The organism is Phenylobacterium sp. (assembly GCF_046590535.1).
Taxonomy (GTDB): Bacteria; Pseudomonadota; Alphaproteobacteria; order Caulobacterales; family Caulobacteraceae; genus Phenylobacterium.
On record NZ_JBKJTG010000109.1, the window covers coordinates 1 to 10,038 of the forward strand.

The 10,038-nt window shown below is 68.9% G+C and carries 11 protein-coding genes and 1 pseudogene; 4 read left to right on the forward strand and 8 right to left on the reverse strand.

Features of this window, described 5'->3' with window-relative positions; translation table 11 throughout:
- Both ACLL81_RS06640 and ACLL81_RS06645 read left to right on the forward strand, forming a co-directional pair.
- Positions 1–243 (forward strand): annotated as a pseudogene (locus ACLL81_RS06640) (ethanolamine utilization protein); the annotation flags it as partial.
- Positions 244–302: 59 nt separating this feature from the next.
- Entirely contained in the window at positions 303–914 is a 612-nt protein-coding gene (locus tag ACLL81_RS06645) for a glutathione S-transferase family protein (RefSeq protein ID WP_411287561.1), read from the forward strand.
- On the opposite strand, the gene ACLL81_RS06650 is transcribed toward ACLL81_RS06645, so the two are convergent.
- Positions 911–1,756 carry a hypothetical protein gene (locus ACLL81_RS06650; protein WP_411287562.1) on the reverse strand — a complete coding sequence of 282 codons (846 nt, stop codon included), beginning with the start codon at positions 1,754–1,756 and terminating at the stop codon, positions 911–913. The genes ACLL81_RS06645 and ACLL81_RS06650 overlap by 4 nt on opposite strands.
- Before the next feature lie 6 nt (positions 1,757–1,762).
- Positions 1,763–2,647, reverse strand: a complete 885-nt coding sequence (locus tag ACLL81_RS06655) for a hypothetical protein (RefSeq protein WP_411287563.1) — start codon at positions 2,645–2,647, stop codon at positions 1,763–1,765.
- Between the two features lie 127 nt (positions 2,648–2,774).
- Between ACLL81_RS06655 and trmFO the strand changes: the two genes are divergently transcribed.
- Positions 2,775–4,175 (forward strand): methylenetetrahydrofolate--tRNA-(uracil(54)-C(5))-methyltransferase (FADH(2)-oxidizing) TrmFO, encoded by a 1,401-nt coding sequence (trmFO, locus tag ACLL81_RS06660; RefSeq protein ID WP_411287564.1) that lies wholly within the window; start codon positions 2,775–2,777, stop codon positions 4,173–4,175.
- A gap of 24 nt (positions 4,176–4,199) precedes the next feature.
- Here the strand turns inward: trmFO and ACLL81_RS06665 are convergent, their stop codons facing one another.
- The 6 genes from ACLL81_RS06665 to yajC form a co-directional block, all read right to left on the reverse strand.
- Positions 4,200–4,871, reverse strand: a complete 672-nt coding sequence (locus ACLL81_RS06665) for a squalene/phytoene synthase family protein (protein WP_411287565.1) — start codon at positions 4,869–4,871, stop codon at positions 4,200–4,202.
- Positions 4,872–4,937: 66 nt separating this feature from the next.
- Positions 4,938–5,552, reverse strand: coding sequence for a hypothetical protein (locus ACLL81_RS06670; protein WP_411287566.1), 615 nt, complete (start codon positions 5,550–5,552; stop codon positions 4,938–4,940).
- Positions 5,553–5,633: 81 nt separating this feature from the next.
- Positions 5,634–5,993, reverse strand: a complete 360-nt coding sequence (locus tag ACLL81_RS06675; RefSeq protein WP_411287567.1) for an Mth938-like domain-containing protein — start codon at positions 5,991–5,993, stop codon at positions 5,634–5,636.
- A gap of 4 nt (positions 5,994–5,997) precedes the next feature.
- Positions 5,998–6,981 (reverse strand): protein translocase subunit SecF, encoded by a 984-nt coding sequence (gene secF, locus ACLL81_RS06680; RefSeq protein ID WP_411287568.1) that lies wholly within the window; start codon positions 6,979–6,981, stop codon positions 5,998–6,000.
- A gap of 8 nt (positions 6,982–6,989) precedes the next feature.
- Positions 6,990–8,594 (reverse strand): protein translocase subunit SecD, encoded by a 1,605-nt coding sequence (gene secD, locus ACLL81_RS06685; RefSeq protein ID WP_411287569.1) that lies wholly within the window; start codon positions 8,592–8,594, stop codon positions 6,990–6,992.
- A 15-nt stretch (positions 8,595–8,609) separates the two neighbouring features.
- Entirely contained in the window at positions 8,610–8,960 is a 351-nt protein-coding gene (yajC, locus tag ACLL81_RS06690) for a preprotein translocase subunit YajC (protein ID WP_411287570.1), read from the reverse strand.
- A 118-nt stretch (positions 8,961–9,078) separates the two neighbouring features.
- Between yajC and ACLL81_RS06695 the strand changes: the two genes are divergently transcribed.
- Entirely contained in the window at positions 9,079–9,918 is an 840-nt protein-coding gene (locus ACLL81_RS06695; protein ID WP_411287571.1) for an ATP-binding protein, read from the forward strand.
- Positions 9,919–10,038: the final 120 nt, after the last annotated feature.

The window sequence follows — 10,038 nt, forward strand, 5'->3', positions numbered from 1 at the left end:
CTCCACGAACTGGTCGACCAGGGCAACACCGTGGTGGTCATCGAGCATAACCTCGACGTGGTGAAGACCGCCGACTGGCTGGTGGACTTCGGCCCCGAAGGCGGCGACGGCGGCGGCGAGATCGTCGCCTGCGGCTCCCCGGAAACCGTGGCCGCCGAGGCCCGCAGCTGGACCGGCCGCTACCTGGCCGACCTGCTGGAGCGTCACCGCCAACGGGCCGGGGCGCAGCGGAAAAGGGCGTAGCTTCAAACGCACGTTCGAAATAGCCTAGCTCCATTCTTTTGAGAGATTGGAGCCTCCCCATGATCCTCTATGGCGCGCCGAATCCGGCGCCGAACCCGCGCCGGGTGCGCATTTTCCTGGCGGAGAAGGGGATCGACCTGCCCGAAACCCGGGTGGACATGATGAAGCGCGAGCACAAGGCGGTCGAGTTCCGCGCCAAGAACTCCATGGGCCAGCTGCCCACTCTGGAGTTGGATGACGGCACGTGCATCTCCGAGACGGTGGCTATCTGCCGCTACTTCGAGGAGATCCAGCCGCAGCCGGCGCTGTTCGGGACCACGGCCGTGGAGAAGGCAATCATCGACATGTGGGTGCGCCGCGTCGAGTTCACGGTGATGACGCCGGTGGGCATGTTCTGGCGCCACGCCCACCCGCGCACGGCGGCCCTGCTGACCCAGTTCAAGGACTTCGGAGAGTCCAACAAGGACACCTACAAGGGCGCGCAGAAGTGGCTGAACCGTGAGCTGGAGGACCGAGACTTCGTCGCCGGCGGCGCCTACACCATGGCCGACATCTGCCTGCTCACCACGGTGGACTTCGCCGGCTGGATCGGCCTGCCGCTGGAAGACGAGTTCGCCAACCTGAAGGCCTGGCACGCGCGGGTCTCGGCGAGGCCCAGCGCCGAGGCCTAGTCGGCCTTGGAGAGAGCCTGGTAGGCCGCCACCAGGGGCGCCTGGGAGATCACCCAGAGGAACGGGGCGAACAGCAACTGGGCGGCGAGCTGGGTCAGGTAGGCGGCCGGCCGCGCGGTGAGGTGGTCCGGATCCGACATGCTGAGCAAGCCCAGGTCGTTGAAGCCGGTGGCCGCCCAGATGGCCAGCGAAAGCGCGATCCAGCCGACGACGGCGATCAGCAGCAACAGGCAAAGGGTGAGCGCGCTCATCCCCAGGAGCGGCAGGACCCGGCCCCGGGTCATTCGCCAGGAGGCCATGAACCGGAACCGCCGGTCGGTGAAGGTCATCGGGGCCGCCAGGGCGAAGCGCAGCGCCAGGTAGATCATCCCGGCCATGACCAGCAACGCGGTCGCGAGGCCGGCGGCGAAGCCCGCCCGCTGGCCTGCCGCCGTGGCCGCGTAGACCCCGGCCGCACCGAGCACCGCGGCGCAGACGCCGACGATCAGCCACACGCCCAGGAGGCGGAACTCGTCGCCGCCCAGCCGCAGATGCAGGAAGGCTGGTTCGTCGGGCCGCAGAAGCAGCCTGTAGATAGCCGCGACGATGATAACCTCGATCAGGAACGTGCCCAGGCCGCCGCCAACCCCGCCGATGACGCCGCCCAGGGAAGTGGCCTGGGCTTGCGACCCCGCGGTGGCCGCGACGATGAAGATCATCAGGGCGGTGATCACCACCATGGCCACCAGGGCCACGAGATTGAACAGCGACCAGCCGGCGATCACCCGCCAGCGCTCGCCGATCACCCGAAAGCCATCGATGGCCGCGTCGCTGGCCGAGAAGCTGCTGGCCCGACCGTCCATGGCCGGTCAGTCCGCCTTGACGTGGTTGCGCAGGGGATTGGCTGGCGCGTCGCCATGCAGCTGCTGGTAGGCCACGGCGAAGGGCGCGTAGATCATCACCACCTGCAGCACCGACAGCAGCAGTTGCATGACCACGGTGACCAGGGTGGCGATCAGGGTCATGGGGCCCATGGCGGAGACGTCGGTCATGGCCTGCTGGCCGCCCGACAGGTTGATGATGGCGATGCCGATGATGGTGATCAGCAGCCAGATCATCACATAGAAGATCACCGCCAGGACGATCATCCCCAGAAGCGGCCAGAAGGCCCCGCGGGTCAGCTCCCAGGCGGGACCGAGGGTGATCCGGCGGGCCGCGAAGGTCATCGGGGTGACCATCGACAGCCGTACCCCCACCCAGATGGTCAGGGCGCCGACGACGGCGGCGGCGACTACCGCCATGCCCGGCGCCGCCTGTTCCGCCGCGGCGGCGGCGATGAAGCCGGCCAGCAGGCAGACCATGCCCACGCCGAACAGCACCAGGTTCACCGCGGTGAGCCGCAGCTCGTCCCCGCCAAGACGCAGATGGGCGAAGCCCTTCTCGCCCGGCCTGAGCACCAGCCGGTAAATCCCCGCCGTGAGGATCGACATCAGCGCCACGGCAAGCACCAGGATCAGCACGAAGGCCGGCGCCGACTGCGCCAGGCGCCCGGCGATGGCGTCGATGTCCTCGGGCCCGAGCTGGCCCTTGCGGGCGATGGCGATGGCCTCCTCGCCCAGGCTGGTGACCATGATGAAGGCGATGATCGCCATGCCGAAGGCGTAGAGCCCGCTCCACGCCAGGATCGCACCCGGCCGTTCCCGGGTGAGGCGGAAGCCTTCCAAGGCGGCTTCGCTCGCCGAAAAACCGTTCATTCGTGTCCCTTGGCCTGACTGTGCAGCACACGAGTCGGCCGCCCTTAGGGGGCCAAAGTGCGGGCCCGCCGCCGCGGGCGCAAGGCCTGCCTCGCCGTGGCCGGCGATCGTTGCTAGTTAGCCCCCCATGACGACCAAACCTGTGCATGTGGTGGGCGGCGGCCTGGCCGGTTCGGAGGCCGCCTGGCAGATCGCCCAGGCGGGCGTTCCCGTGGTGCTGCATGAGATGCGCCCAGTGCGCGGCACGGACGCCCATCACACCGACCGGCTGGCTGAACTGGTCTGTTCCAACTCGTTTAGGGCCGACGACTGGACGGGCAACGCCGTGGGCCTGCTGCACGCGGAAATGCGGGCCCTCTCCTCGATCATCATGGCCTGCGGCGACGCCCACCAGGTGCCGGCCGGCGGCGCCCTGGCCGTGGACCGCGACGGCTTCGCCCAGGCGGTGACCGCGCGGCTGGAGGCCCACCCCCTGGTGACCATAGCGCGCGAGGAGGTCGCAGGCCTGCCGCCGGCCGACTGGGACAGCGTGATCGTCGCCACCGGCCCCCTCACGTCGCCTGCCCTGTCTCAGGCGATCCTGAAGCTGACGGGCGAGGATGAACTGTCGTTCTTCGACGCCATCGCGCCCATCGTCCACCTGGAGAGCATCGACATGGGCGTGGCGTGGCGCCAGTCGCGCTACGACAAGGAAGGCCCCGGCGGCGACGCGGCGGCCTACATCAACTGTCCTATGGACAAGGCCCAGTACGAGGGTTTCATCGACGCCCTCCTGGCCGGACCTAAGACGGAGTTCAAGGACTGGGAGAACGTCCCCTATTTCGACGGCTGCCTGCCCATCGAGGTTATGGCCGAACGCGGCCGCGAGACCCCGCGCCACGGGCCGATGAAGCCGGTGGGCCTGACCAACGAGCACGATCCGCAGGTCAAGGCCTGGGCGGTGGTGCAGCTTCGCCAGGACAATGCCCTGGGCACGCTTTGGAACATGGTGGGCTTCCAGACCAAGCTGAAGCACGCCGCCCAGACGCAGGTGTTCCGCACGATCCCGGGGCTGGAGAAGGCAGTGTTCGCCAGGCTCGGCGGCCTGCACCGCAACACCTTCCTGAACAGCCCCCGGTTGCTGGACGGCTCGCTGCGGCTGAAGGCCGACCCGCGGCTGAGGTTCGCGGGCCAGGTGACCGGGGTGGAGGGCTATGTGGAGAGCGCCGCGATAGGCCTGCTGGCCGGCCGGTTCGCCGCCGCCGAGCGGCTGGGGTCCCAACCGGCCCCGCCGCCAGCGACGACGGCTCTGGGCGCCCTGATCGGCCATATCACCGGCGGCCACCTGGACGGTGGCAAGGGCTCGTTCCAGCCGATGAACATCAACTACGGCCTGATGCCGGCCCTCGAAGGACCTAAACGCGGGCCGGACGGGCGGCGCCTGCCCAGCAAGGAGCGCGGGCGGGCCAAGAAGCGGCTGGTGGGCGAGCGGGCCCTGGCCGACCTGGACGCCTGGAGCCGCGACATTGCGGCGATGGCCGCCGAGTAGCAGACGGGGGCGGTGTCGGCCCGGCTAGATCCGGCCCCGCGCCACGGCCAGGGTCAGGCGAAGGCGCCGCGAGATGTCCGACTTCGCAGGGCGCACGGCCAGGGCCGCATGGGCCACGGCCGGGAACGCGGTGACGCTCAGGGAGCGGGTGGCGCTGCGGGCGGCGGTGAGCACATTGTCGAAGGCGGGCTGCAGTTCCGGTGACGCCGCCAGCCTGCGGCCGAGCGCCCAGGCGGAGCCGGCGGCCAGGGCCAGCCGCGCGTCCGTGGCCGGATCGAGGATCGCCGCGGCCAGCTCCGCCGCCAGGCCGCCAGTGTCGCGCGACCAGTCCAGCGCCTCGGTCTCGCTCAGGGGCGCAGGGTCGAGCTCGCGGTAGCGGGCGTCGATCATCGCCTCCAGCGGGGCCCGCGGGAGGTCGCGGCGGCCCACCACAAAGGCCAGCGCCTGGGCGGTGGGGTGGTGGCGCACCGGGCGGTCTGAAAAGATCTCGTCCAAGGCCTCGCGCCACCAGGTCAGGCGGATCTCGCCCATCAGCGGGTTGGAGGCCACCTTCGGCGCGCGGGCCAGTTCATGGTCGTAGGCATAGAGGGCCACCACGTCGGCGCGGGCCTGGGCATCGCCGATGAATCGGCTGGACAGCCAGCGGTCCGGATCGACGCGGCGGACCAGGCCGCCCAGGTCGTTGTCTTCATTCATCAGAAGGCTTCAAACGCAGAAGGCCCGCACGCGATGCGGGCCTTCCACAAATCCTTTGTTCCGCCGTCAGCCGTAGATCGTCTGGCTCATGGTCATGGAGGTCAGCATCGGGATCGAAAGCAGAAGGTTGGTGCGCGAGAACAGCATGGCCGTGCGCGCCGACTTGGCCTTGGTGTCGGCGTCCGCCTCGACGATGCCCAGCGCGCGCTTCTGGTTCGGCCAGATGAACGCCCAGACGTTGATCATCATGATGATGCCCAGCCACATGCCCAGGCCCAGCATGGCGTTCTGCGGATCAGCGACGGGGTCGTAGCCGCCGGCCAGGCCCAGGGTCATGGTCTCGTGCGCATAGCCGCGGATGACGGCCACGATCAGGCCCATGACCACGGTGATCAGCGCCGCCCAGCGGAACCAGAACAGCGCCTCGGGGGCGATGTACTTGGACACCGCCGGCTTAAGCTCGGCGGGGATTTCCGGCATCTTCCGGATCTGGACGAAGTTGAAATAGTAGAGCAGCCCGATCCAAAGGATGCCGAAGAACACATGCAGCCAGCGGAACACGGCCTGCCAGAAGATCTCGCCCGTGCCCTGCGGGCCCATGGCGTAGGCGCCCACCATGATCAGCGCCAGAATGACGCTGACGATCATCGTGTTGCGGAAGTTCGAAAGTAGCCCGGCCATCTGATGCCCTCCCAGAATGCTGCCCTGGCCCCGAGGTATAGGGCGTTTCGCCACAGCACGAAAGCGACTGCGGCGGAGGTCTCACACGGCGATCAGCGCGGCCGCCAGGCGGCGGCCTTCGGAGGTCAGGACGTTGTAGAGGCGGGCGGCCGCGGGGGTGTCCATGAACTCCAGGCCGACGCCGCAGGCCTGCAGGGCGTCGCGCACGGCGCGCGGGGGCTGGGCGTTGCGGGCGCCGACGCCCAGCAGCAGGAATTCCACCTGGGCGCGGCCGGCGGCCAGCACCGGCTCCAGGCTCAGGGGTGTCAGGTCGGCCAGGCTGGCCACCGGCCAGGGGTACGCCAGGTCGCCGAGGATCAGCATCGAGCCTTCGTGCCGGACGCCGGACAGCCGGAAACCGCCCTCGCCATAGGCGTCGATGGACGGGGCATCCCTCGCCACCCGATCAGGTCCGCTGGATCTGACCCGGCGTGATGGGCTTTTCAGGCTCTTCCTCGCCGCGCCGGACGCCCAGCAGCAGCAGCACCGGGGCGGCGATCAGGAAGGAGGAATAGGTGCCGACCACGATCCCGAAGATCATCGCGATGGAGAAGCCGAACAGCGGCTCGCCGCCGAACACCGCCAGGCCGGTGAGCGCCATGAGGCCGGTCACCCCGGTGATGGCGGTCCGCGACAGGGTCTCGTTGATCGACAGGTCGATCACCTCGGCGAGCGGCATGCGCTTGTATTTGCGCAAGTTCTCTCGGATGCGGTCGAGCACGACGACGGTGTCGTTCACCGAATAACCGATGATGGTCAGGATCGCGGCGATGGTGGTGAGGGTGAACTCCATGCCCGTCACTGCGAACAGGCCGAAGGTAAGGGTCACGTCGTGCAGCAGGGCGACGGCGGCGCCGATACCAAAGGTCAGGCCGAACCGGAACCAGATGTAGACCATCATCATGGTGATCCCGAGCACCAGGGCGATGGCCCCGTTGCGGAACAGTTCGCCGGAGACCTTGGGCCCCACCAGTTCGGTGCGGACAAATTTCACGGGGCCGAGCGCCTGGGTCAGCGCCGCCTTGGCGCCGTCCACGGCCTGGGAGCCGTCGACGCCTTCCGGCGCCTCGAACCGCACCAGGGCGTCGTTGGGACTGCCAAAGGCCTGCACCTGTACGTCGCCGAGACCGCGGCCGTTCAGGGTGGCGCGGATGCGGCCCAGGTCCGCCGGCTGCGGCGTGTTCAGTTCCAGAACCGTCCCGCCGCGGAAATCGACGCCGCAGTTCAGCCCGCCGCACGGCGGAGTGAACGGCCACACGGTGAGGAAGATCGCCGCCAGGCTGGCCGCCAGCGATATCGCGCCCAGCACCTTGGTGTAGCGCATGAACTGCAGGTTGGTCTTGACCGGCAGGATCTTGATGAGGGGCCACCAGCCCGAGAACTTGGACATTTCGCCGCTCATGAGATTGGGAGGGTCTTGGGCCGGGTGGTGTGCACCCAAAGCCCGAGCAGAACCTGGGTCACCAGCACGGCGGTGAACACCGAGGTGAACACCCCGATGGCCAGGGTCCAGGCGAAGCCCTTCACCGGGCCCGCGCCCAGGGAGAACATGATCAGCGCCGCCCCCAGGTGGGTGATGTTGGCGTCGAAGATGGTCAGCATGGCGCGTCTGAAGCCGGCGTCCATTGAGGCGATCGTCGAGCGGCCGGCGCGGTACTCCTCGCGCATCCGCTCATAGATCAGCACGTTGGCGTCCACCGCCACGGCCAGCGTCAGGATCAGGCCAGCGATGCCCGGCAGGGTCAGGGCGGCCTGGGTCATGGACATGGCGGCCACGATCAAGAGCGCATTGACCGCCAGGGCGACCAGGGACACGCCGCCGAACAGGAAGCCGTAGGCCAGCACCATGAAGATCAGCACCGAGCCGAACGCGATGACCGCCGAGATCTGACCGGCGGCGATGGCGTCGGCGCCAAGTTCGGCGCCCACGGTGCGCTGTTCCACCACGGTCAGGGGCGCAGGCAATGCACCCGCACGGAGCAGGACCGCCAAGTCGTTGGCGCTCTCCACCGTGAAGCTGCCGGTGATCTGGCCGGAGCCGCCGGTGATGGCGCCCTGGATGACCGGTGCGGAGATCACCTTCCTGTCGAGCACGATGGCGAAGCGCTTGCCGACGTTCTGGGCGGTGGTGTCGCCGAAGCGCCGGGCCCCCTGGCCGTTGAAGCGGAAGCTGACCACCGGCTGGCCGGATTGCTGGTCGTAGACCTGCTGGGCGTCGGTGAGCATTTCGCCGGTGACCACGGCGCGCTTCTTGATCAGGTAGGCCGGGGAGTAATTGTCCTCGCTGGGCAGCAGTTCGGAGCCCGGTGGGATGCGGCCGGCCTGGGCCTCGGCGACGCTGACGCTCTCGTCGACCATCTGGAAGCTCAGCTTGGCGGTCTGGCCGATGATGGCCTTGAGCCGTTCCGGATCGCTCTCTCCCGGGGCCTGCAGGACGATGCGGTCGGAACCCTGCCGCTGGATGGAGGGCTCGCGGGTGCCGAGTTCGTCGACCCGCCGGCGGATGATCTCCATGGACTGCTCGACCGCGCGGGCGGCCTGGGCGTCGAAGGCCTCGGCCACGAAGGCCAGCCGGACACGCTGGTCAGCGGCCGTGGTGACCGTCACCTCGCGACCGCCGCTGGCGCCGGGCAGGACACCGCCCACAGAGTTGCGCAACAGGCGGGCCGCCGCCGAAACCTGGCCGGGGTCGGTGATCCGCACACCGACGGCGCCGTCCACCACGCCCAGGTCGGTGAACTGGATCTGCCCGTCGCGAAGCTGGGTGCGGACGTCCTCGACCATGTTGGTGAGGCGCTCGACGCGCAGGGCCTGGGTGTCCACCTCCAGCATCAGGTAGGAGCCGCCCTGCAGGTCCAGGCCGAGGTTCAGGGTGTTGCTCGGCAGGAAGCCGGGAAGCCTGTCCCGGACGTCCTGCGGCAGCACATTGGGCAGGGCGAAGAGCAGGCCCAGCACCACGGAGGCGATGACCAGCAGGACCTTCCAGCGGGAGAGGTTGAGCATCTGAAGCGGTGGGTCCTAGGCCTTGGCGTCGTTGGCGGCCGCGGGCTCGCCACGGGTGCGGACCTCGGCGATCATCCCCCTGACCACCTTTACGGTGACGCCGGTGGCGACTTCGATACCGACTTCCTTGTCCTCGACGCGCACGATCTTGCCGATCATGCCGGAGGACAGGACCACGGTGTCGCCGCGCTTGATGGCGGCCAGCATGGTCTTGTGCTGCTTCATCCGCCGCTGCTGCGGGCGGATCATCAGGAAGTAGAACAGGACGACCAGGCCGATCAGCGGCAGGAACTGGATCAACAGATCCTGCGGTCCTCCGGTGGTTCCGGCGGCGGCGGTCTGGGCATAGGCGGGCGTGGCGAACATGGCCTCTCCGGATGGCGTTTGGGGGAGGCCGAAAGATGGCCCCGTTCGAAGTCGGCGGAAGCTATGCGTTGCGCCCCGCTTTTGCAATGGAACGGCGCGGGCGCTAAGCGTCGCGGCCATGGAGAGCGACCTGAAACCCCTGCTGGCGCGGATCGCGGACGCCCTGGAGCGCATGGCGCCGCCGGTGCGCCAGCCGGTGTCGTTCGCCGGCGCGCACCTGTTCCGTCACGAGCCGACCGCAGGCGCCTTCCATCCTGCGCCCGACTATCCCCTGGCGCTGGAGAGCCTGGTTGGCGTGGAACGGCAAAAGCAGCGGTTCGTGGAGAACCTGACGCGGTTCGCCCGGGGCCTGCCGGCCAACCACGCGCTGCTCTGGGGCGTGCGCGGGGCGGGCAAGAGCTCGCTGGCCAAGGCCGCCTTCATGGCCGTGGCCGCCGGGACGGCAGACCTGAAGCTGGTGGAGGTGGACCGCGACGAGGTCACCGCCCTGCCCGCCCTGTTCGACGAGCTGCGGGTGCGACCTGAGAAGTTCGTGGTGCTCTGCGACGACCTCTCCTTCGAGGAGGGAGCGGCGGCGGCCAAGGCGCTGAAGTCCGCCCTGGAAGGCGGCGTCTCGGGCCCGCCGGCCAATGTGCTGTTCGTAGCCACCTCCAACCGCCGCCACCTGATGCCGCGCGGTCACGACGAGGACCGCGGCCTGGTGGCGGTCGCCGAGGACGCGGAAGAGGATGTCAGCGTCTCCGACCGCTTCGGCCTGTGGCTGGGCTTCCCGCCGATGGATCAGGCGACCTACCTGGCAGCCGTCCAGGGTTACGCCCGCCGCCACGGCCTGAAGGCGCCGGACCTGGACCGCCGGGCCCTGCAATGGGCGCAGCTGCGCGGGGCCCGATCCGGCCGGGTCGCCTGGCAGTTCATCCGCGACCTGGCCGGCGAACTGGGCCAGCCGCTGCCGCTTTAGTCCCAAACGCGAAGGAGCCCGGCCTTTCGGCCGGGCTCCCGCTTAGTTCGATAAAGTCCGTCTAGATCGAGATCAGAAGTTGATGTCGATCGTGGAGCGACGGTTCAGCGGTTCCTTGAC